Source organism: Nitratireductor basaltis, assembly GCF_000733725.1.
GTDB classification, from domain to species: domain Bacteria; phylum Pseudomonadota; class Alphaproteobacteria; order Rhizobiales; family Rhizobiaceae; genus Chelativorans; species Chelativorans basaltis.
This window is the reverse complement of record NZ_JMQM01000001.1, coordinates 423,536-446,060: the sequence shown is the minus strand read 5'-3', so window position 1 is coordinate 446,060 and position 22,525 is coordinate 423,536. Positions and strand designations below refer to the sequence as shown.

General features: G+C 58.0%; 22 protein-coding genes and 1 pseudogene. 13 read left to right on the top strand and 10 right to left on the bottom strand.

Going from position 1 to position 22,525, the window contains the following annotated elements; genetic code table 11:
- The first annotated feature begins 11 nt into the window (after positions 1–11).
- Positions 12–371 (top strand): cupin domain-containing protein, encoded by a 360-nt coding sequence (locus tag EL18_RS02075; protein ID WP_051913684.1) that lies wholly within the window; start codon positions 12–14, stop codon positions 369–371.
- Positions 364–1,080, top strand: a complete 717-nt coding sequence (locus tag EL18_RS02070) for a glutathione S-transferase family protein (RefSeq protein ID WP_036479263.1) — start codon at positions 364–366, stop codon at positions 1,078–1,080. The genes EL18_RS02075 and EL18_RS02070 overlap by 8 nt, the downstream gene beginning before the upstream one ends.
- A gap of 394 nt (positions 1,081–1,474) precedes the next feature.
- On the opposite strand, the gene EL18_RS18345 is transcribed toward EL18_RS02070, so the two are convergent.
- The 4 genes from EL18_RS18345 to EL18_RS02055 form a co-directional block, all read right to left on the bottom strand.
- A complete protein-coding gene (locus EL18_RS18345) occupies positions 1,475–1,543 on the bottom strand; it encodes a DUF2200 family protein (RefSeq protein ID WP_425277143.1) in 69 nt (22 codons plus the stop codon).
- 8 nt (positions 1,544–1,551) lie between these two features.
- On the bottom strand, positions 1,552–3,753 hold the full coding sequence (locus EL18_RS02065) for a TRAP transporter permease (protein WP_036479260.1): 2,202 nt from the start codon (positions 3,751–3,753) through the stop codon (positions 1,552–1,554).
- A gap of 88 nt (positions 3,754–3,841) precedes the next feature.
- Positions 3,842–4,816, bottom strand: coding sequence for a TAXI family TRAP transporter solute-binding subunit (locus EL18_RS02060; RefSeq protein ID WP_036479257.1), 975 nt, complete (start codon positions 4,814–4,816; stop codon positions 3,842–3,844).
- A gap of 127 nt (positions 4,817–4,943) precedes the next feature.
- Entirely contained in the window at positions 4,944–5,858 is a 915-nt protein-coding gene (locus EL18_RS02055) for a LysR family transcriptional regulator (protein WP_036479253.1), read from the bottom strand.
- A 217-nt stretch (positions 5,859–6,075) separates the two neighbouring features.
- Between EL18_RS02055 and EL18_RS02050 the strand changes: the two genes are divergently transcribed.
- Both EL18_RS02050 and EL18_RS02045 read left to right on the top strand, forming a co-directional pair.
- Positions 6,076–7,149, top strand: a complete 1,074-nt coding sequence (locus EL18_RS02050; RefSeq protein WP_036479251.1) for a tartrate dehydrogenase — start codon at positions 6,076–6,078, stop codon at positions 7,147–7,149.
- 400 nt (positions 7,150–7,549) lie between these two features.
- Positions 7,550–7,735: pseudogene (locus EL18_RS02045) on the top strand (transposase); the annotation flags it as partial.
- Between the two features lie 192 nt (positions 7,736–7,927).
- Here the strand turns inward: EL18_RS02045 and EL18_RS02040 are convergent.
- Genes EL18_RS02040 through EL18_RS02025 form a run of 4 tightly spaced genes read right to left on the bottom strand, consistent with a single transcriptional unit; the run spans position 7,928 to position 11,894 of the window.
- Positions 7,928–9,085, bottom strand: a complete 1,158-nt coding sequence (locus tag EL18_RS02040; RefSeq protein WP_081871065.1) for an ROK family protein — start codon at positions 9,083–9,085, stop codon at positions 7,928–7,930.
- Positions 9,086–9,094: 9 nt separating this feature from the next.
- Positions 9,095–10,387, bottom strand: coding sequence for a TRAP transporter large permease (locus EL18_RS02035; protein WP_200875485.1), 1,293 nt, complete (start codon positions 10,385–10,387; stop codon positions 9,095–9,097).
- A complete protein-coding gene (locus EL18_RS17210) occupies positions 10,377–10,892 on the bottom strand; it encodes a TRAP transporter small permease (protein ID WP_051913680.1) in 516 nt (171 codons plus the stop codon). The genes EL18_RS02035 and EL18_RS17210 overlap by 11 nt, the downstream gene beginning before the upstream one ends.
- Before the next feature lie 21 nt (positions 10,893–10,913).
- Complete coding sequence (locus EL18_RS02025; protein ID WP_051914138.1) at positions 10,914–11,894, bottom strand: TRAP transporter substrate-binding protein; 981 nt, start codon at positions 11,892–11,894, stop codon at positions 10,914–10,916.
- A gap of 174 nt (positions 11,895–12,068) precedes the next feature.
- Here EL18_RS02025 and EL18_RS02020 point away from each other — a divergent pair, with 174 nt between their 5' ends.
- The 4 genes from EL18_RS02020 to EL18_RS02005 all read left to right on the top strand — a co-directional run bounded on the left by EL18_RS02020 (position 12,069) and on the right by EL18_RS02005 (position 15,695).
- A complete protein-coding gene (locus EL18_RS02020; RefSeq protein WP_036479246.1) occupies positions 12,069–12,821 on the top strand; it encodes a glucosamine-6-phosphate deaminase in 753 nt (250 codons plus the stop codon).
- On the top strand, positions 12,821–13,840 hold the full coding sequence (locus EL18_RS02015) for an N-acetylglucosamine-6-phosphate deacetylase (RefSeq protein ID WP_051913679.1): 1,020 nt from the start codon (positions 12,821–12,823) through the stop codon (positions 13,838–13,840). Before EL18_RS02020 ends, EL18_RS02015 begins: the two co-directional genes overlap by 1 nt.
- Positions 13,833–14,903, top strand: a complete 1,071-nt coding sequence (locus EL18_RS02010; RefSeq protein WP_036479244.1) for a Gfo/Idh/MocA family protein — start codon at positions 13,833–13,835, stop codon at positions 14,901–14,903. Before EL18_RS02015 ends, EL18_RS02010 begins: the two co-directional genes overlap by 8 nt.
- 318 nt (positions 14,904–15,221) lie before the next feature.
- Positions 15,222–15,695 carry a Gfo/Idh/MocA family oxidoreductase gene (locus EL18_RS02005; RefSeq protein WP_081871064.1) on the top strand — a complete coding sequence of 158 codons (474 nt, stop codon included), beginning with the start codon at positions 15,222–15,224 and terminating at the stop codon, positions 15,693–15,695.
- Positions 15,696–15,875: 180 nt separating this feature from the next.
- On the opposite strand, the gene EL18_RS02000 is transcribed toward EL18_RS02005, so the two are convergent.
- Together EL18_RS02000 and EL18_RS01995 are read right to left on the bottom strand one after the other, a co-directional pair.
- Positions 15,876–17,525, bottom strand: coding sequence for a thiamine pyrophosphate-binding protein (locus EL18_RS02000; RefSeq protein WP_152552938.1), 1,650 nt, complete (start codon positions 17,523–17,525; stop codon positions 15,876–15,878).
- 18 nt (positions 17,526–17,543) lie between these two features.
- The gene (locus tag EL18_RS01995) at positions 17,544–18,284 is read right to left on the bottom strand and encodes a FadR/GntR family transcriptional regulator (protein ID WP_161781960.1); all 741 of its coding nucleotides are present in this window, start codon (positions 18,282–18,284) and stop codon (positions 17,544–17,546) included.
- Between the two features lie 147 nt (positions 18,285–18,431).
- Here EL18_RS01995 and EL18_RS01990 point away from each other — a divergent pair, with 147 nt between their 5' ends.
- The 5 genes from EL18_RS01990 to EL18_RS01970 are packed head-to-tail and all read left to right on the top strand — an operon-like array spanning position 18,432 to position 22,487.
- A complete protein-coding gene (locus EL18_RS01990) occupies positions 18,432–19,322 on the top strand; it encodes an NAD(P)-dependent oxidoreductase (protein WP_152552937.1) in 891 nt (296 codons plus the stop codon).
- Between the two features lie 49 nt (positions 19,323–19,371).
- On the top strand, positions 19,372–20,337 hold the full coding sequence (locus EL18_RS01985; protein WP_036483748.1) for a TRAP transporter substrate-binding protein: 966 nt from the start codon (positions 19,372–19,374) through the stop codon (positions 20,335–20,337).
- Positions 20,338–20,390: 53 nt separating this feature from the next.
- Positions 20,391–21,677 carry a TRAP transporter large permease gene (locus EL18_RS01980; protein ID WP_036479237.1) on the top strand — a complete coding sequence of 429 codons (1,287 nt, stop codon included), beginning with the start codon at positions 20,391–20,393 and terminating at the stop codon, positions 21,675–21,677.
- The gene (locus tag EL18_RS01975; RefSeq protein ID WP_036479234.1) at positions 21,674–22,171 is read left to right on the top strand and encodes a TRAP transporter small permease; all 498 of its coding nucleotides are present in this window, start codon (positions 21,674–21,676) and stop codon (positions 22,169–22,171) included. Before EL18_RS01980 ends, EL18_RS01975 begins: the two co-directional genes overlap by 4 nt.
- The gene (locus EL18_RS01970) at positions 22,161–22,487 is read left to right on the top strand and encodes an NIPSNAP family protein (protein WP_036479229.1); all 327 of its coding nucleotides are present in this window, start codon (positions 22,161–22,163) and stop codon (positions 22,485–22,487) included. The genes EL18_RS01975 and EL18_RS01970 overlap by 11 nt, the downstream gene beginning before the upstream one ends.
- Positions 22,488–22,525 lie beyond the last annotated feature (38 nt).

Sequence of the window (22,525 nt, the reverse complement as noted above, 5' to 3'; positions counted from 1 at the left end):
GAAGTATTACGATGACCAAGCAAGCTCTCACCGAACCCGACACCATCGCGCCGCTGGCAGATCAGGCATCGCCAGACATGTATGCCGAACTCGTCAATACCGGCGTATCGCGCTTGGCGCGCATGGTCATGCCGCCAGGCGCTACCGACGCACCCCACCGTCTCCCCGAAGAGATCGTTTACTTCATCCGCGGCGGGACGCTTTCGATCCGGCTCGAGGACGGGACGTCGGTCGAGAAGGAAGTGGCCGATGGCGAGGTCATGCACAACGGGCCGTGGACTCATCAAGTGACCAATGCCGGTGAAAACGAGATCGAAGCAATCATCTTCGAGCGCCTCGACAACGATATTGAAGGAGCAGACAATGGCTGACATCCATCTCTATACCGCCGCTACGATGAACGGATACAAGCCGGTCATCTTTCTCGAAGAAGCAGGTGTTCCTTACGATCTGACCTTCGTCGACTTCGCAAATCAGGAGCAAAAAGCGCCTGACTATCTGAAGCTCAATCCGAACGGGAAGATCCCGACCATCGTGGACCGGTTCGAAGGCCGACCGATATTCGAGTCCGGCGCGATCCTGTGGCATCTGGCAGAAAAATACGGCCAGTTCTTGCCCTCCGATCCGGTTGGTCGCTCCGAGGTCATGCAATGGCTGTTTTTCCAGGTCGGCCATATTGGCCCGATGATGGGACAGGCGATGTATTTCCAGCACATTGCCGCGCCCAACGGGCACGAAGAACCCTTCTCGATCAAGCGCTATGTCGATGAAAGCAGGCGCTTGCTCGAAGTGCTCGACACGCACCTGGAGGGTCGCGAATGGATCGCTGCAGGCCAATACACGATCGCAGACATGATGATCTATCCCTGGGCGCGCGCTTATGTCTGGGCACGAGTGTCGGTCGAAGGTCTCGATAATCTCAAAGGCTGGTTCGACCGCATCGACGCCCGCCCTGCCGTGCAGAAGGCGCTGACCATTCCCAAGGCCAACCCGCACTTTTGGGATGAGAAAGCCGATGCCAGCGCCTTCGCGAAAGAAAATGCTGCGCGCTTCGCATCCGACGTGAAATCGGATCGCTGAAGAACCGGCACCACAAGCAATCAGGAAGGCGGATGCTTTCCGACCACACATTCAAACGACAAAAAACGGCGATCAGCACATCTTCAATACGGGCAGCGGCTCTGCTTGCACGTGCAAGCAGAGCGAACCATGTCGCATCTATCCTCCTCCCGGACCCTAATGATACGCAGGTCCAATCTGTGAGGTCCGGCGGCTGCAAAAACGGTTAAACCGTTCCTCCTCTGCAGCAGGCGCTGACCGTTCCTATCTGACTGAGAGGCTACCCATTTATAGGACAAACGCGCCACGCTGCGAAGATTATACAAATATTTGCAATAACTGAAGTACTGCATTTCGGGAGAAAGCTCATGCGGATGACATCCGGCCGGACTGGTGCGCAAGCGTGTCTGACGTGCTAACGCAGGATCTTCGTGATCGGTCGGCCTTTAGCGACTTCGTCTACGAGCTTATTCGGATAGCGGATCTCCCTCGTCAGCCCCCCGTGCCTTCCGCAGCTTTCCCGCGATGGATCAGGCGCTGGGAAAATATTACCATCGCCCCCACTGCAAGCCCGACAGCATCCGTGGTCCACGATCCTTCGATCATCGTGAGACCCGCTATCAGGAGCGCCAGCCGCTGAAGGATGTTTGCATGCCCCCAGAAATAGCCCTGCACTGCACCCGAAAGAAGATAGACTCCAACAATGGCCGTAGCAGTTACATGTACGATCTCGGCCATGCTGCCCTTCATCAGCATCGCATCCGAAAGATAGAACATGTAGGGCACCACGAAGGCGGCCAGGCCGATGACAAAGCTTTCGACGCTCGTTTTGAGGGGGTCCGAGCCGGATAACGCGGATCCTGCATAAGCTGCCAGCGCGACGGGCGGCGTGATGGCCGACATCACAGCAAAGTAGAAGATGAAAAAGTGAGCGGTGAGAGGCTCAACACCGAGCGCAACAATGCCGGGCGCAATCACACTCGCAGCAACAGCGTAGGCTGCAGTGGTTGGCATTCCCATGCCCAGCACAACGGAGACGACCATCGCAAAGAAGAGCGCAAGGAACTGGCTCTGATCGGCAAGGCTCAACAGCACCGATGAGAAGCGTGAGCCGATGCCAGTCAGCGCGATCACGCCAACGATGATGCCGGCGGTAGCGCAAACAGCGACAAGCTGCAGAACCATGCGCGCGCCAAGCTCGAGCGCAAGCAGAAGCTGGCGCGGTCCCATGCGATGCGGCGTAAGCCACGAGACGACCATGGCCGTCACCATCGCCAGTGTACCCGAGCGAATGACAGAGTAGCCGGAAAAGAGCGAGTAGATCAGAACGATGATCGGGGTGAACAGATAGATCTGACGCAGCAGCTTGCCGAGCTTTGGAAGCTCTGCGCGTGGCAGACCCTTCATGTTGAATTTCTGTGCCGCCAGGTCGACCATGAAATAGATCGAGGCGAAGTAGACGACCGCAGGGATCACGGCGGCCCAGACGATCTCCATATACGGGATGCCGGTGATCTCGGCCATGATGAAGGCGCCGGCACCCATGATTGGTGGCATGATCTGGCCGCCCGAGGAGGAAGCCGCCTCGACGGCTGCCGCGGTTTGCGGCTTGTAGCCGACTTTTTTCATCAGCGGGATCGTGAGGCTGCCGGTCGCAACCACGTTGCCAGCCGAGGTGCCGTTGATCATGCCCATGAGGCCGGATGCGAAGATGGCGACCTTGGCAGGTCCGCCACGCCGATGCCCTGCTGCAGCAAAGGCGAGGTTGACGAAATATTCGCCGACCCGGCTTGCCTGCAGGAATGCAGCGAAGACCACGAAGAGAATGATATAGGTGGACGAGATGGCAATCGGCGCGCCCAGTATCCCGTTATCCGTATAGATGTAGGAGAAGAAGCGCTTCGCATCGTAACCGCGATGGGCGAAGATGCCCGGCAGCCAGGGACCGAGAAACGCATAGGCAACGAAGACGCCGGCGATTATGACCAGCGCCATACCCGCTAGACGCCTGGTCAGCTCGACGATCAGGATAACGCCCGTGATGGCAGCCCACATATCGGCTGGAAGCGCCATCGGCATGCCTGCACGAAGCTGGAGCTGCGGCGCGAAAAAGATCAGGTAGAAGGTAGACGCAATGGCGGCCAGAGCGAGAAGCACGTCGCCGGGCGCAAACCGGTGTGCGCGCGTATCGGGAAACATGTAGCCATGGATGCAGGCGAGTGCCGTACCTGCAGCAAGCGGCAGGCCGAGCGTGTTCATGGCCCATGCGGGCGGGATCGGCGAACTGCCGAACCATCCATTGAACCACACAGTCGCCACGCCGAAAGCGCCATAGGCAACACCCGCTGCAGCTAGCAGGAAGAGGATGCGTTCCACGAGGTTGCGGCGTGCCGAGCCGTCAGGCGAGACGTCGGCGGAACCGACAAGCAGGAAGCCCAGAACCAATCCGCCCCCAACATGCACCAGACGATAGGTCCACGTTTCCAGCGGATAGACGTTCATGACCAAAAGGTGGAATACGGTGTAAGCGATGCACATGGCAGCGATCGCCACATGCCGCCCCCCAAAGAACGAGCGTTCATTGATGGCCGCCGGCTCGCTGTCGACACTTGCACTTGCGGTCTGCTGCTCGATAAGGGACGCGCCAGCTGCGACAGCGGATTCAGGTGTTGATCGGATGTGTTCTTTTGCCATAGCCGCCTACTCCGGGAGTCTCCTGCAATTCGGGCGACCGCTGGTATGCAGTCGCCCGCCTTGATGACTGGTAATTTTGTCTGCGGGCCTAGCCGTCAGAACCGGGCACTTCGATGCCGTTTTCCTTGAACCAGCGAACCGCACCCGGATGGAACGGAATGACCTTGTTGTTCGCTGCATTTTCCGGAAGGGTTTCCTTGGCAGCGGCATGGACCTGCTTCATGCGGTCCGGGTTTTCCATCGCGAGCTTCGTGATCTGGTAAGCAAGCTCATCTGGCATGCTTTCGTGAACGATCGCAAAGTTCCAAAGCGAAGTCGTCTGCACGTCTTCCGGCTGGTCTTCGTAAGTGTTCGCCGGAATGGTGAAGGGAGACATGGCCGGAACGGCTTCCGTCATCGTCTTCAGCTCTTCCTCGGACATGGAAAGGAAGCGCACATCGTTTTCAACGGCAAGCTGGCTATAGGCACCTGTTGGAAGGCCCGCGGCATAGACAAAAGCATCGATGAGACCATCCTTGAGCTGCCCTGCCGTGTCAGACCCGCCAGCATAGCTGAGGGTGACGTCCATTTCTGCAGCTTCGAAATAACGCGGCCAGTAGGTCGCAGACGTACCGCCAGCAGGCCCTACACCCACACGCTTGCCGCCGAGATCAGAGATCGATTGGATGTCTGAGCTGGCGAGGACGGCCGCCTGAAGCGGCGTCTGGTACATGGGGAACAGCGCGCGCACCGCCTCATGCTTCACACCGGGCATGAGCTGGCTCTCGCCCTTGCGTGCCTCATCTGCCGGACCAAGGGTCACGAACCCAAGATTGTGTTCACCCGTCTCCACGAGGGTGACGTTCTGGACTGGTCCGCCCGTGATCTCGACGCTGGTGTTCACGTCAAGTTCCTCGCCGATCATGGATGCGAAGCCGCTGCCATAAACGAAGTAGGTGCCGCCCTGGCTCCCGGTACCGATGGTGATGCTGTCGGGCCAGCCTTCGCGGTCCTGGGCGCTGGATGCGCCAACCATGGCAACGCTGAGCGCTGCAGACATGATGAGAGTCTTTACAGAAAACATGTGATCCTCCTCCCAAGGATGATTGTCACCAAGCCGGAGGTTCTGTTCCGACTTCTCACGACGCTAGCGCTGGTTGCGGCAAGGCGACAATCTGCAGAAGATTATATAACTTTGTTGAATAATTCGGTTAAGCGGATGCTGATATCTGCTTCAGGTTTTTCATGAGACATTCCATCAGGGCATCGCGAGCCGGATCGCGCGTTCCCCGAACCCAGGCAGCGGCCAACGACAACTTGTTGAGTATCCGATCCGCGGGCATGTCGATGCGAACGAAACTCACCCCTGGCACAGCAAGATTCTGTGTCCAGCGCGGTACGATTGCCAGCCCCAGCCCGGCACCGACTATGTTGATGATCGTCTGCTTCTCTTCCGCGATCTGCGCCACGCGGGCAGTTAGCCCGGCGCTAAGGAAAAGGTTCATTGTCAGATCATGGCTGTGCGGTCGCGAACGCCGGTCGGGCACGATCAGAGGCTCATCGGCAAGTTCCTCTACAGTGACGGACGAGCGACCAGCCAGAGGGTGGCTCTCAGGCATGGCCACGACGGCTGTCTCATGAAACAGATTGCGAAAAACGAGCTTTGGACTTCTCACCTCCGGCGGGCGAACTATGGCCAGGTCAATGCGCCCGGAAAGCAGTCTCGGCAGCAGACGGATCGTCTTTTGCTCATGCAGGCTGACCTGGATTTCCGGATGAGCGGCACGGAAATGGTTGAGCAGCTGAGGTATCAGCCCTGCGGCAGCGCTGTCGATGGCACCGACCCGCAGCAAGGTCGCCGCCTGCCGCTCGCGGCTGCGTGCCTTCTCTTCCAGCTGCTCAGCGCGCTCCAGCAACTCACGTGCATCGTCCAAAAGCTCGGAGCCGGCTTCCGTCAAGGTCACATGTCGGGTGGTACGCGCGACCAGCCTGGAACCGAGGGAGTCTTCAAGGTTGCGGATATGGCGTCCGAGCGACGAGGGAAGAATGTCGAGCTGCTGCGCCGCCTTTCCGAAATGCAACGTATCTGCGACCGCCAGAAAACATCTGAGTTGTACAAGCTCCACCAGCCTCTCCCGTTATTACAGATCGGCACCCGCCACCAATCAATGCCCCATTATTGCTTTTAATTGTATAAACATCAACTAATTGTTCCCGGACACGCTGCTGATCTAACTTGCCGATGAAAACGGGAGGAAGCTCGCATGTCTGCGGCTGCAATTATGCAGCTCGCATCGGCTGTCGCGCATTCTCCGGCATCAGGGATACCGGGAGTATTGTTCCATGAAGAATTACAAGATTGCCGCCATACCGGCTGATGGGATCGGCCCGGAAGTCATTGCAGCTGGCCTTCAGGCCCTGGAAGCGGTGGCGCGCCGCGATGGCGGGTTCAACGTGGACGTCACATCCTTCGATTGGGGTTCGGACTACTACAAGAAGCACGGCATGATGATGCCGGAGAACGGCACGGACCAGCTGAAGGACTTCGATGCAATCTTCTTTGGCGCTGTGGGCGCGCCGGACGTGCCGGATCACATCACCCTTTGGGGGCTGCGACTGCCAATCTGCCAGGGCTTCGACCAATATGCCAATGTTCGCCCGACCAAGATCCTTCCCGGGATCCAGTCCCCATTGGCCGGGGTCGGACCGGGTGACCTGGACTGGGTCATCGTGCGCGAGAACTCCGAGGGTGAATATTCTGGTCATGGCGGTCGTGCGCATCGCGGATTGCCGGAAGAAGTTGGCACCGAGGTTGCGATCTTCACCCGCGTGGGTGTGACGCGCATCATGCGTTACGCGTTCAAGCTCGCGCAGTCACGCCCGCGCAAGCTTCTGACAGTCGTGACGAAGTCCAACGCGCAGCGCCACGGCATGGTCATGTGGGATGAAATTGCCGCGGAAGTTTCGAAGGAATTCCCTGATGTGACCTGGGACAAGATGCTTGTCGATGCCATGACCGTGCGCATGACACTCAAGCCGCAGAGCCTGGACACGATCGTTGCCACCAATTTGCACGCTGACATCCTGTCGGATCTCGCAGGCGCACTTGCCGGCAGTTTGGGTGTGGCACCAACGGGTAACATCGATCCGGAACGACGTTACCCCTCCATGTTCGAACCGATCCACGGTTCGGCTTTTGACATCACCGGCAAGGGCATTGCCAATCCAGTAGCCACCTTCTGGACCGCATCGCAAATGCTTGATCATCTGGGGGAAAACAAGGCCGCAATCCGCCTTATGCGTGCTGTCGAAAAGGTCACCGAAGAAGGCATTGTAACGCCAGATATCGGAGGCAAAGCAACCACGAAAGAAGTTACAGAAGCCGTTTGCGAGGCGATACGCGGCGAGAACATCTAATGCGAGAATCGGTTGCTGATCCGATGCGACCGTTCGTCAGCATTACTTAGTCAACTAGTCTTTGCGCTCACCCTCCAGCCGAAGCCTTGGCATCTCAATTTTGATGGGAGCCGACTATTTAACGGCAGCTTCTATCTGTGTGCAGGCATAACGAGACCCGCACGCGCCTGCGCAGCTTCCTTAAACTGCGCGGGCGCTTTTCACTCACGAAATGTATCTGCGCTTACAATTGGAATTCGGCTGTCGAAACAGTTCTCCTACTGGCCGATGATGCTCGAAGGAGAACTCTTACGGGCACTGCAAGCTTCGAGGCACCAAGACCGCGTTGACCTACAATGCTACGGTTAACCTGCGCCCAATCCAGATTTTGCTCACATCGTAGCCCGCCAAGGGAGCGAAGATGAGACAGAAATCCGTGCCGGAAGGATCGGCCGACAAACATGTGAAAGACATTCGCCGCAAGACCCGGCGCAGATTCTCGGCCGAGGAGAAGATCCACATTGTGCTGGAGGGCTTGCGTGAGGAGTATTCGATCGCCGAACAGTGTCGGCGTGAGGGGATCGCGCAGGGGCTCTATTACACCTGGAAGCTCTAACCTTCCATTGAACAGACACTCAGCGAGATTTGCGGCTACATCTGTCCGTGATGCGGTAGGCTTCGCAATGTGCCACATCGCGTTTTGCTTGCGCAGGATCTGATGATCGCTGGAATGAATCTGCTTCAACCTTCGTGGCAACCACAGCGCGATCATCTGTTGGTGTCGCGTAGGCACACGCGATTACACCTCGCGTGATACAAGAGCTGCCAGGCACTCCTCGAATGGTCCAGACAAGGCTCCCGAAACCTCTGCTGATTGATGTGCGTCTCCGGTTGACACACGTACCTTGTCGACGGATCGCAACATGGGCGCGACCGCCAGCGTATCTACGAACTTCCGGAAGATGTCGGGGTTCTGGACGAAGGGGCCCGTGAGAACAACCCGATCGGGAAACAGCAGGCGGCACAGGTTTGCAGTCAAGCGGAGCATGTCGGAAAGCGCGGATTTGATCACGGGCGAGTCTAGGAGATCGAGTCGCGCCAAGGTTATCGCGGCCTCACGTTCGTTCTGCGGCAGCCCTGGAAATTCCTCGGCCAGCCTAGGCCCGATAGCCCAAAGTGCAGCGACCGTTTCCAGGCAATCCTTGTTGCCGCAGGTGCACTGTCGGTTCTGGCCGTTGCCCAACATCCAGTGCCCGATTTCACAAAACCTGCCACGATTGCGGTTCACCACTTCGCGGCCAACGGCGTAAGCAGCACCGATACCATGCCCCCAATGCAGTAGCAGCGAGGTCTCCTCCTCGCCATGCTGCTCTGCCTGGCTTATCCCGGTCAACTCCGCATCAAGATTGCGGATAAGCCAGATCTTGGGTCCGAGATCACCGAAAGCCTGACCAAGATCGAGATTGCGCATCCGCGGCCAGCGCGACGACACGCACCAGATCTTGCCTGGAACATCCAGCAGACCCGATAGCGAGAAAACGATCGCGCCATTCTCCATTCCGGGAGGAAAATACCGCGCAGCATCTTTGATCAGCTGGCGCAGGCTCTGCACCAGATTGTTGTTGTCGGCTTCAGGTGGCGGATTTGCGATTACCTGCCCGATCGTGCGCATGTTCAAATCGACAGCGCTTGCCACAAGCGACTGATCGGTAACCGTGACATACACCGCGCCAAGGCGCTGCGCATTGAACGACAGGATGGAGGTTGGCCGCCCCTTTGTGCGGCTGCGTGGCGTATTCTCATGGACAAGGTCGCGCGCGACCAGTTGACCGACCAGATCGGATATAGTGGTGGACCGGATACCCAGTTCACGCCCGATCATGCCTCGACTTGTAGCCCGTCCAGTCCGCACCAGATCCGCGATCGCCAGAAGATCATGGGTTCGGGCTGTATCCATCTGTCGCTATCAGTTCATCATGGCTGGGAGGGTCAATGTGAGCGCCGGAAAATACGTCACGAGGAGCAAAACTACAATCATGGCAATATAGAAGCCCCACATGCTGCCTATCGCCGACCCAAGGCGTATCCGGGCGATGCCGCTCCCGACGAGCAGCGATGTGCCAACGGGCGGCGTGCAAAGCCCGATGCCGAGATTCAGGATCATCATCACGCCAAAATGGATGGGATCCACACCGACCTTCGAAACAATCGGCAACAGGATCGGCGTGAGCAGAAGGATCAACACTCCCATATCCATCAGCATCCCCAGGATCAGCAGGAGAATGTTGATCGCCATGAGAACGAAGATCTTGTTTTCGGAAATCAGGAAGATGCCTTCAGCCAGCAGCGCCGGTATGCGTAGATAGGACAGCAGGAAACCGAAGACCGATGAGGTCATGATGATGGCCGTAACCATCGCTAATGTGGTCAGCGTCGTTGAAAAAATCCGGGCGACCGCAGCACGCGAAAGGCTTCGGTACCAGAACACGGTCACGAGCAGCGCATAGACCACGGCGACTGCGGCAGATTCCGTTGCCGTGAACACGCCGCTCAAGATCCCGCCGATGATGATGACGATCGTGAACAACCCGATCGCGGCATCGGCGACCACCCGCAAACCCTCATTCAGCGTGTAGCGCGCGCCAAGCGGGTGATTGTGGCGCTTGGCCATGACGGCACAAAGAACCATCAACGCGATGCCAAGCATCAGGCCCGGGATATAGCCGGCAAGAAACAGGGTCGAAATCGGGAGCCCCCCGGCAGCGAGGGCATAGAAGATCATGTTCTGGCTCGGCGGGATCAGCACTCCCTGCACGGACGAAGTGACCGTCACGGCAACGGAGTAGCCAGCGGGGTAGCCTGCCTTGCGCATTGCGGGAATAAGGAATGATCCGATCGAAGCCACATCGGCAACCGAAGAGCCGGAAATACCGCCAAACATGGTGCTGGCGACCACATTGCCATGCGCCAGCCCGCCGCGTAGCCTTCCAACCAGCACATCAGCCAGTCGAACCAGCCGGTCGGAGATGCCCCCCTCGGTCATGATGTTTCCGACCAGGATGAAGAAAGGCACGGCCAGGAAGGTAAAGGAATTAAGTCCATTGATCATGCGCTGGGCGACGAGTAACAGCGGCAGGTTGAGATGAAGTGCAGTAGCGAGCGATGCGAGCCCAAGAGCAAAGGCGATCGGCACCCTCAGGAGCATAAGTCCGAGAAAGCCTCCCAGCAAAAGGGTGATCCCGATCCAATCAACCGACATTCGTCACCTCGACTGCATGCTCGGCCAATGTCACGTCGCGCAGCACCATGTTCCCGAATGCATTGATCATGCCCAACACGCCTCCAACGATAGCTGGCAGGTAAAGCAGCGACTTCGCCAGGCCCGAGGCGGGCAAAACCTGCACGCCCGACAATGCGATCAGATCCGCGCCGTAATACATGACCGTGAACATGAAGCAGGCCATCGCCAGTTGTGCGACGTAATCAAGAGCCAAGGCGATCCGCCCTGGAAGCAGGTCGCGGAAAAAGGTGATGGCCACGTGCTCGTGCCGTCGGATGCCGACGGCAACCGCCAGAAGACCGAACCAGATCAGGCAGAGCAGCGCGATCTCTTCGGACCAACTCGTGGGATTGTTCAGCACGAAGCGCAGGAAAACCTGCGCAACGGTAATACCCGTGATCACCATTAACAGAACATGGCAGGCAAGCGCAGCCAGGCCATTGATACGGTTCAGCGCAACTGCCAGCGTGCGATGCCAAGCCATGTTCCGTCCCTGGACAAGTGTTTACTTTGCGGCCTGGATGCGATCCAGAAGCGGCATCAGATCCGGGAACTCCTCATAGATCGGCTGCACAGCCGCCTGAAACGGAGCATTGTCGATTTCCGTCACGGTCGCCCCGCCATCAATGACCGTCTGACGCGCCTTTTCATTTGCCTCACGCATGATCTCGCGCTCATACATCGAAGCATCCACGGCTGCACGGGTGACCGCATCCTGCAGCTCGGGCGACAGGCTGTCGAACTTCGCCTTGTTCATCAGCAGCAGCGCCGGCGGGCTGAGATGCGCGTCAACGACGTAGTTGGGTGCGACTTCGTAATGCGCGGATGTATGATAGCTGACGAAGTCGTTCTCCGCGCCATCGATCACACCCGTCTGCAACGCGGAATATACCTCACCATAGTTCATGGGGGTCGGGACTGCGCCGAGCAGCTCCATCATCCGGATCGAAATCGGTGCCGGCTGTACGCGAATCTTCTTTCCCTTGAGGTCCTCGATGCTCTCGATCGCATTCCCTTCGGTCGTATAGAATGACCGGGAGCCGGCATCCATATACGCAAAGCCCTTCAGACCGACCTCTTCGAGGTCTGCCAACACTTCCGTGCCGATCTCGCCGTCAAGTACGCGGTACTTGTGATCCCAGTCGGCGAAGACATAGGGCAAGGTGAATGCGCCCATGGAGGGACTCACATTGGCGAGTCCGACGGAATTCACACGGGTGAAATCAATGATCCCAGCCTGTGCCTGCTCAATGGTCTCGGGCTCCTGACCCAACTGCGCACCGGGAAAAACCTGAACTTCTATCTCGCCGTTGGAGTACTCCTTCACCAGATCAGCAAAGCGGTACATTGCGACGGTGACAGGATTGGTCTCGGGCTGGTTTTCGGCCAGGCGCATGACAATTTGGGCATCTGCGGCCTGAACCCCAACGAACGGCATCAGGGCTGCACCAGCCAACAGACCAAGCATTGCGTGACGTAGTTTCATCTTCATGTTCCCCTTTTCATTTCTTGTTGGGGCAACAATCCCGCGTCTCACACAGGCCGTCAAGATATTTAAACAATATCGTTCAAAAAAAATTTTTGTCCATGATTTGGATTGACAACCCCTGATAATTACAGTCGTTCTATTACGAACATATCCGTTCAAAAGGAAATCCACATGGATATCACCCTCCACCCCGACAAGCAGAAACTCGGGCTTGCCGCAGCCAGCGAAGGGGCGGCGGCAATTCGAGCCGCCATTGCACGCAAGGACCATGCGAACATCATCGTAGCCACCGGAGCAAGCCAGCTGGAAATGCTGGAACAGCTTGTGCGCGAAGATGTCGATTGGACAAAGGTGACTGCATTTCACCTCGATGAATATGTCGGAATTCCCGCGACCCATCCTGCCAGCTTCAGAGGCTACCTGCAGGAACGTTTCGTAAAGCCGGTCGGGAAACTGGGTGAATTCATCGAGGTCATCGGTGATGCGCCCAACCTGGAGGAAGAACTTGAGAGACTGAATTCACGCATCAGCGGTCTTGATATAGACGTCTGCTTCGCAGGTGTCGGCGAAAACTGCCACCTGGCTTTCAATGACCCGCCGGCTGATTTCGAAACGGATGTGCCCTTCATCATTGTCGAGCTCGACGCAGCCTGTCGTCAGCAGCAATATGGCGAAGGGTGGTTCCCGTCTCTTGAGGCAGTCCCCGCCCAGGCGATCTCCATGTCCATCCGGCAGATCATGAAGTCGCGCCAGGTCATCCTGTCGGTCTCCGATACGCGCAAGGCTGCAGCAGTCAAGGCCGCACTTGAGGGCCCCGTTACCAATACCGCACCAGCTTCCATACTGCAGACGCATGAAAACGTGTCGGTACATCTGGACCCTGAAGCGGCTGGACTGCTCGACAGAAAGCCCGCAGGTCAGTGATGCGCAGCGAAGGGCTCTTCGATCTGCAGGTGAATGGCTATGCCGGGGTGGACTTCAACAGCTCCACCCTGACGGCCAGAGATCTCGATCACGCGCTGGAAGCCATGCTCGCCGATGGGGTGACAGGCTGTCTTCCCACCTTGATCACCGCTTCACCCCAGGACCTGGAAAAACGATCTCTTGCCCTGGATGCAGCGGTGCGAGGCAGCCGCCTTGGACTGTTGATGGTGCCTGGCTATCATCTTGAAGGCCCCTTCCTGAATGATGCTCCCGGCTATTGCGGGTGTCATCCGTCAGAAGTCATGTGTGATCCGGACGTGGAGCTGGTTGCCAGGCTCGAGAGCAAGCTAAGCCTGCCAATCATGTTGATCACCCTGGCACCCGAGCGGGCCGGCGCTTTTGCGGCGATCCGCCACTGGAAATCACAAGGCAAAACACTCGGCATCAGTCACTCGGCTGCCGACTTCAAATGCGTCGCAGAAGCAGCCGAGGCCGGCCTTACGCTCTCGACCCATCTGGGAAACGGCCTCCCGCAGACACTGCCCAAACTGGACAACACACTTCTGGCACAACTGGCAGAGCCACGTTTGACAGCATGCCTAATTCCCGACGGGCTGCATATTCCGCCCGAAGCAATGGGTGCGCTTGTCCGGCTGAAGGGCTCGAACAACTGCGTGCTCGTGACGGATGCTGTCCTTGCAGCTGCCATGCCCGCCGGCGTTTACAATTTTGGAGGCATGGAGGTGGCGCGCGGGACCGATGGAAGGGTAACACAGCCCGGCGGCATGGGGCTCGCAGGCTCCGCCCTCCAGCTTGATCAGGGGGTTCGCAACATCGTCGCCTGGTCGATCGCCTCGCCCGAAGAAGCCGTTGCAATGGCAAGCACAGCCGCTCGGTCCGTCCTGGCTGATACGTTGAAGGCCTACGGGGTGGAGATATTCCCCGGCGAGATCGAATGGGACGAGAACCTCAAGCCAATGCTGATCCGCGAACCGGAACTGAGCAGACGGCATGCCTGAGAAACTGCGTATCGGGGTGATCGGCTGCGGCACATATGGGACGCATATTCTCAAATGCCTGTCAGTCGAAGCACGCAGGGACAGGATCGTTCTTGCAGCGGTCGCAGATCCTGACGAGAAAACCCGCTCAGGGGCAGCGGAGAGATTTGGGTTGGCGGCATTCGAAAGCGCTGAGGCGATGATCGCCAACACCTCGCTCGATGCAGTCGCCATAGCAACCCCTGATCACCTGCACCATGAGCCGATTACGTCTGCTCTTGCCAATGGGCTTCACGTCATGACGGAAAAGCCGCTGGATGTCCGTTCACAACGGGCAGAACAGCTGGTGGAGCAATTTCGTGAGGCGGGGCTTGTACTCTACGTCGACATGCACAAGCGCTTCGATCCGGCCCATATCCGGCTCAGGCAGGACATCATTTCCGGTCACCTCGGCAGGCTGCATCACGCAGCGATCCATATGGAAGATCGCATCGAGGTGCCGAAACTCTGGCTGAAAAACTGGGCTTCGCTATCCTCCCCCTCCTGGTTCCTCGGCATCAATTTTTACGATCTGATCGGATGGCTCACCGATCTTGAGCCTGTCGAGGTCTGGGCCACGGGACAGAAAGGCGTGCTGCATCAGGCAGGGCTGCCGGATATATGGGACAGTATCCAGGCTCATGTACGCTACGAGAATGGCTTCACGGCAGCCTATGGCTTCAGCTGGATACTACCCGACTGCTTCCCCTCGATCGTGAACCAGGGATTGAGAATGATCGGCAGCGAAGGGATTGCGGAGATAGACAGCCAAGATAGAGGGAGCTTCGCCGCTTACGGCTCCCAGAACAGAAGTGCCGTCTCAAACCCGTTCAGTACCCTGGAATATGACCACCCGCTGCACGGTCCGGTGACAGAGGGATATACCTTCGAAGCGATCCGGCATTTCATCGACGTGGTCGATGCCCATCGCGCAGGACAAGACGTTGAAGGGCGTTATCCCGGCGGCCGATCGGTCATCGGCTGCATCAGACTGGCTGAAGCCGTTGATCGAAGCCTTCATGCCGGTGGGGTCGTGGTCGTTTGATCATCTTTAGCTGCGGTATCAGCGGTGCCCCGCGAATTCTTCAGCCGCAGCCTGCGTCGAGACCAGCTTCCATCTGGCCTGCCCCCTGATCGCGACCAGCGCCTGGCTTCAGCTTCATTGGTAGTTGGAAAGGCCTCCTCCGGGTAAGCGGCACGAACTACGGCGGTGCGTTCACGGCTTGATCCACACTGGAAACGGCCGTACAAACCTACATGTCTCATCCGCGAGGGTATCGAGATTTCGCTCTGAAACAGCGACTGAAACCACGGTCGGAGGTCAGAATCCCTCCTCCGCTACCATCAGAAGCAAGCTAGTAACATCAAGCAGAGCCATTTCCTGATCAATCAGGCCGCTCTGGAAGCAGGAAAGCACGTCTATTGCGAGAAGCCGCTGGCTATGTCGGTCAGGGAGGCCGAGAGGCTGGTTTCTCTCGCCGAGGAAAAAGGGCTTACGATCTGCGGAGCTCCGGCAAATGCGCTCAGTGACGCATTCCAACTGGCGCGGGAGCAGATTCAGACAGGGCGCATCGGTCAGCCGCGTCTCGTTGCGATCATTCCGGTTCCAACAACGCCCCAGCCCACAGACGAGGCCTCACTCTGGGAGGATTCCCGCGCCCAGGTTCGCACCGAGTCCGACCGGAAGATATCTTCAAAATTCGATTTTCTCACAACAAGGACAGACTTTCATGGCTGGGTTGCTTCAGGCCATCAAATCGTAATCGATCAGCGCCGCCAAGACACCGGAATAGGCAGCATTGTAGTCCGTTGCAATCTCCGGTACTCGCCTATCTAAACCTCCATGTGAGGAGCATGCCCGCAAATCTTGGGAACAATCCAGCCTGTTGCAGAGGCAGTGATGATCAATCAGACACTACATCTGCCCCTAAAGCTGCGCACTCTGCAATTCTGACGCACATGATCGACATAGATTGGGGCTGAGTACCGGGATTCAGCCTCTGACTTGCGCCAGCCACTACTTCAACTGCAATCTCAGCTTGGGCGACAGCGCTTCCGGCGATACCCGAAGATCCAGGATTGCTGGCCTCCCCGAAGCGCGAGCCTCGTCAAAAACTGCGGGGAACTCTTCGTCGCGTGTCACGGTCGCACCGAATGCTCCATAGGATTTGGCAAGCATGGCGAAATCCGGATTGACCATGGCAGTGCCCGAAGGTCTTCCGGGATAGTGGCGCTCCTGGTGCATGCGGATCGTCCCATACATGCCATTGTTGGAGATCAGAACGATGATGTTCGCGCCATATTGGCACGCCGTGCCAAACTCCTGCGAGACCATCTGGAAGCAGCCATCACCAGCAAGACAGATCACATCGCGCTCGGGCGATCTGAGCTTGGCTGCTATTGCAGCTGGAAGACCATAGCCCATGGTGCCGCTGGTTGGTGCAAGCTGGGTGCGCCAGCCGCGATATTTATAGTAGCGATGAAGCCAGGCGGAATAATTGCCGGCACCATTTGTCAGCACTGCATCATCGGGCAAAACCCGGTTGAGATGGTCGATGACACGCTCCATCCGCAGGTCTCCGGGCGTATCGACCAGCTCCTGCCATCTCGCATAATCGGCCCTTGCCTCCTCAAGCCACGCTTCTTTTCCCGCGTGTGGCAGGCTGGCTGTCTCGGCCAATTGGCAGATTACCTCACCCGCTCGTGCAGCAACCGCGAGTTCCGGTCGGTAGACGCGTCCCAGCTCGGATGGATCGGGATGGACATGCACCAGTGACTGCTGCGGCTGCGGCGGGGTCAGAAGCGTGTAGCCGCTGGTGGTCATTTCACCCAATCGCGCACCGAGCGCCACGATCAGGTCTGCAGAACGCACGCGTTCAGCCAAGGCAGGATTGATGCCGATGCCGACATCACCGACATAGTTCGGGTGCCGGTTGTCGAGATAGTCCTGGCACCGGAAGGATGCAGCCACCGGAATGGCGTTCGCTTTGGCGAAACGTCCAAGCGCCTCGCCCGCTTCTCGCGACCAGCCCCCACCGCCGGCGATGATGAGCGGACGCTCTGCCTCCGCGAGCCTGGCACGGATTGCCGCTATATCCGCCTCGCTTGCCTTGCCCGATGGCAGAGTTGCCGGGGCGGTAACTGCGGCCTCGCAAGGTGCAGACAGAACATCTTCCGGAAGCGCAAGCACCACCGGACCGGGGCGCCCCGATTGCGCAACATGGAAAGCGTGGCTCACATATTCGGGAATGCGATCAACACGATCGATTTCGGCAACCCACTTTGCAAGTGGCGCATACATGGCCCGGTAATCGACTTCCTGGAAGGCCTCCCGATCGCGCTGATCGGAAGCAACCTGCCCGACGAACAGGATCATGGGTGTGGAATCCTGGAAAGCCACATGGACACCGCAGGAGGCATTGGTTGCGCCCGGACCACGGGTCACAAAGGCTACGCCGGGCTTTCCCGTGACCTTTCCATCCGCCTCGGCCATCATCGCCGCCCCGCCCTCATTGCGGGCGACTATCGTGTCGATGCCGGAATCATACAGCCCGTCAAGGGCGGCCAGATAGCTTTCCCCGGGGATGCAGAATACACGGTCGACACCTTGCGCCTGCAGTGCGCGCACGAGGACTTGGCCACCATGGCCAGGCATGGAATCGATCATGGAAGTAGCTTTCGAATGTTAGGCGAAATCTTCGCGGGCGGCGAGACGCTCGGCGGCCCTCTCAAATCGGCTGCGGGCGGCCTGGCGAGCCTTTTCGGCATCACCGTTCTTTATGGCCTCCAGCACCGCGCGATGTTCATCCAGGATGTGGGGACCGAATTCGGAAGCGGCTGCATTCTTCAGGAACGCGGAACGCAGATTTTCCTGGATGTTTTTTTCGATCATGCCGGTTACCTCGACATAATACTCGTTGGCTGATGCCTCCGTGATCTTCCGGTAGAACAGAAGCTCTGCATCCACGCGCGCTTCCAGTGCCTTATCGGGCCCGAGCGCATCGGTGCGCTCCATTTCCGAGAATTGCGCAGTGATTTCCTCAAGTTGCGCGTCACTGCGATTTTCGGCCGCCAGTGCGGACGCGCCCGCCTGCACGCCGGTGCGCAGCTGCAGAAGCTGGATAATCTGCTTGCGCTTCTCGAAACACGACGGACTGATGCGAAATGCCGAACGGGTGCCGGTATCGGTGATGAAGGCGCCCACGCCGCGGCGTGAGTCCACAACACCGTCATAACGCAAAAGCGAAATGGCCTCGCGAACGACGGTACGGGCGACACCAAAGGTTTCCGACAATGCCGCCTCGGTGGGGAGACGGTCTCCCGGACGCAGTTTCCCGCTCTCGATCGCTGCATTGATCGCAGCCGCAACCTCGTCCGGAAGCCGCCTTGGACGATCTATGGTTTCAAACAGTGCCGTTTTGCTCATCATCGACTCCGCATCATCATTTGTGCGGACCTTCTAAGAAACTCTCGTCTGCCTTGCTATCCCAAAACAAACTTTCAGGCAACCAGTTGACAGACAACTGACGACTGATAACTCTATGGCGACTTTCAGAGGGAGGAGAGCCTAGTGTTGCGGATCGGATTTGTTGGCCTCGGCGGGATGGGACGCGGTCTCGTTAAGAACCTGTGCGCGAAGGGCTATGCGGTCGCTGTCACTGATCTTGACGCTTCAAGGGTCGCTGATGCCGTCGAACTGGGCGCGACGGATGGCGGCTCGGCATCAAAGATTGCTGCAAACTGCGATGTCTTCGCGGTCTGCGTGACCACTGCAGAAGCGGTCCGTTCGCTTGCATTGGGCAAAGACGGCGCACTCTCGGCCATGCGCAAGGGCGCGATCTTTCTGGATCACACAACTGTCTCTGCCGAACATGTCGACATCATGCGCAAGGCCTGCGAGGAAGCAGGCATCCGTTATGCGGAAGCCCCGATGACCCGCACGCCGGCGCATGCCGATCGTGGTGAGGTCAATGTCCTGTTCGGTGGCGAAGAAGCGCTGCTGGAAGACCTGCGGCCCGTATTCGCCGCTTATGCGGAAAACGTGTTCCATGTCGGTCCGGCCGGACATGCCATCCGTCTAAAGCTGATCCACAACTACATCGCATTCGCCAACGTCGCCTCCTGGTGCGAGGGCTTCGCGCTCGCTGCCAAGGAAGGCCTCGACATGACGAAGGTGATCGGAATCATTTCGGCTGCCGGCGGCAAGTCGGGAATGATGGACCTTTATGGCGAGCTGACATTGAGGCGTGATTTCACCCCGCACATGTCCCTCGCAAATGCCCAGAAGGATGTCCGCTACTACGCCGAATGGCTGGAGAAAGCCGGGCTACCCGGCTTCATGGCGCGTTCCGTTCACAACACATATGCGCTGGCGTCGCTCATGGGTCATGCGGACGAGGGATGTACGGCGGTCATCAAGGCCTATGAGGAGCTTACGGGTGTGGAGGCCGAATTGCCGCGCTAGCGGAATGCGGAGGAATTTCTGAACATCACTGGAGGAGGAAAAGATGGTGATGAGGATACTATTGGCCGGCGTCGCCGGTTTGGCGATCACGGGTGGCGCATATGCGCAGGAAGTGACTTTGAGACTGGCGCATTTTGCAGCGGCCACACATCCCGGTCACGTGGCTGCCGAACAATTCGCAGCCAATGTCGAGAAACGCACGGATGGCGCCGTGAAGGTCGAGATCTATCCGGCAAACGAGCTGGGCTCCCCGCCTGAACAGCTCGAGCAGACCGTTCTGGGCGCGATCGACATGAACCTGCCCACGCAGGGAGGTCTGGACAAATACGACAAGGCTTTTGGCACCGTGATGACGCCATTTGCCTTCGCCAACTACGAAGAGGCATGGCAGGTCCTGGACGGCCCCTTCCAGGAATGGGTCGCGCCGCGCATCGAAGAGAAGGGTCTGGTTCTGCTCTCGACCTGGGAATACGGCTTCAGGAACATCACGAACAGCGTCCATCCCATCGAGAAGCCGGAAGATGTGAAGGGCCTGACGCTTCGCACCCCGCCGGAATTGCAGATCGTTGCCGCATTGGAAGGACTGGGTGCCTCGACAACGCAGATTGCCTTTCCCGAGTTGCCCAACGCGCTCAACCAGGGTGTTGTCGATGGTCAGGAAAACCCGATCGGCGTTATCTACCACTACAACCTGAACGAATTTCAGGAGCATCTTGCGCTTACACGTCACGTCTATAATTCCATGACGCACGTGATCAACAAGAGCACCTGGGACAAGCTTACCGAGGATCAGCAGACCATCCTGCGGGAGGAAAGCCAGGCTGCAGCAAAGTCCATGCGTGAAGCGGTTGTTGCGCAGGAAGCTGAGGAAATCGCCGCACTTAAAGAGCGTGGGATGAAGATCACCGAGCCCGATCTGAAACCCTTCGCGGCCATGATGGAATCTGCACGCAAACGCGTTGCCGATTATTCGGGCCAGGAGAACATGGACAAGTTCCTGAGTTTCCTCGACTAGCGTTCAGTAGCGCCGGCAGGGCCAATGCGCCCTGCCGCCCAGCGGGCCTTGCAATGACCACTTTCATCATCCTTGCGGTGCTTATCGCACTTATCATAATCGGCGTTCCCGTGGCTGTTGCCCTGGGGCTTACCGCGGTGGGCTTCTACATCCTGCTGGGCGATTTCCATATCCTGGCGATGTTGCCCCAACGCATGTTCTCGGCCACCACCGGCTTCACCTTGCTGGCCATCCCCTTTTTCATTCTGGCCGGAAATCTCATGAACACGGGCGGCATAACCAGGCGCATCTTCCGGTTCGCCGACGCCTGTGTCGGTCATATCCGAGGCGGACTGGGTCAGGTGAACGTGCTGGCCTCACTGTTCTTCTCGGGCATGTCTGGAGCAGCGGTGGCCGATGCCGCCGGCCTTGGCCAGGTCGAACTGAAAGCGATGGCCGACAGAGACTACGACCTGGACTTTTCTGCCGCAATTACCGCAGCGTCATCCACGATCGGCCCGGTCTTCCCGCCTTCGATCCCCTTTGTACTGTATTCCTCCATTACCGGCGTCTCGGTGGGACAGCTCTTCCTGGCTGGCGTGGTGCCCGGGCTTCTGATGGCTGTTGCCTTGATGATCGCCGTGTATTGCTTCGCCCTCGTGAACAAGATGCCGCGACGCGACCGAATTGACTGGATCGAGATCGTGAAGAGCTTTCTCGGCGCATTCCTGTCATTGATGACCCCTGCGATCATCATTGCCGGTATTTTTGGGGGCGCCTTCACGCCTACCGAAGCAGGCGTCATGGCCAGCGCCTATGCGCTCTTCCTTTCGATGGTGGTCTATCGGGAGTTGAAATGGCGCGACTTGCCCCTGGTTCTTTGGGAAACGCTGGTGCACACGATCCGTGTCATGTTCGTGATCGCTGCAGCCGGCTTCTTTGGTTGGCTTCTGATCCACCAACGCGTACCGAACCAACTGGTTGGAAGCCTTCTGGCCCTCTCGGACAATCCCGCGATCATCCTGACCATCATCGTGCTGATCCTCTTGCTGCTCGGCATGTTTCTTGAAGGAATCGCGGTGATCGTTCTCACCGTCCCGCTGTTCCTCCCGATCATCACCGAGATCGGAATCGATCCGGTACAGTTCGGGGTGATCATGATCATGTGCTCCATGGTCGGTCTCCTCACCCCGCCCGTCGGAATGGTCCTGTTTGCCGTGTCGTCAATTGCCAAGATCAGCGTTGCGCGTCTGTCCAAGGCGACCATGCCCTATCTGATTGGCCTGACCCTCGTGCTGATTGCCGTGATCGCGATCCCCGAAATCTCGACCTGGCTCCCCAACCTGGTGATGTCGCGATGAAATCACTCGACAAAATTATTGGCTTGGCACTTCGCGCCATCGCTATCTCATGTCTGGTAGGCCTGTTTGCCCTCCTGCTGATCAACGTGATCGCCCGCTCGTTTCAGCTTGCAGGCCTCGCCTGGTTTGACGAGATCGCGCAAGGACTGTTCGCGTGGATGGTATTCACGGGAGCTGCGGCCTTGTGGCGTGAGCATGATCATTTCCGCGTGGAGTGGCTCGACGAGCTTTTCGCAAACACGCCGATGGCAATCGTGCTGAAGATCGTCGTCTCGCTCCTGTCGCTCGGATTTCTGCTCGTGATGACGCGATATGGCTGGTCGCTGACAAAAGGCAGCAGTGCCGTCACGCCTCTCCTGAACCTGCCCACAAGCATCTTCTACTTCGCGATTCCTTTCTCGGGCGCAATCATGTGCGCCTACTCGGTTCGCGATCTCATAGCTGCCGCTAATGGCTTCCGCTTCGTACCCTCTGGAGTTTCCAATGATATTTGACCATCGCACCTATACCTGTCGTCCCGGCACCATTGCCACACATATGAAGCTATACGAGACGCACGGCTGGGCGGTTCAGTCCAGGCATCTGGGAGACCCCGTATTTTACGGTCGGGTCGAGACGGGCGATGTGAATTCCTATATCCATATCTGGAAATATGAGAGTGCCGCTGACAGAGCAGCCAAGCGCAAGGCGCTTCAGGCAGACCCGGAATGGCAGGAATATCTGAAAATGAGTGCAGAAGCGGGATACCTGATCTCCCAGATTAACACTCTGCTCACCCCGGCAAGTTTCTTCGATGCTACCGCCACCTAATTCATTGCACCAAGGTATGCGGAGGAGTTCATACCGGT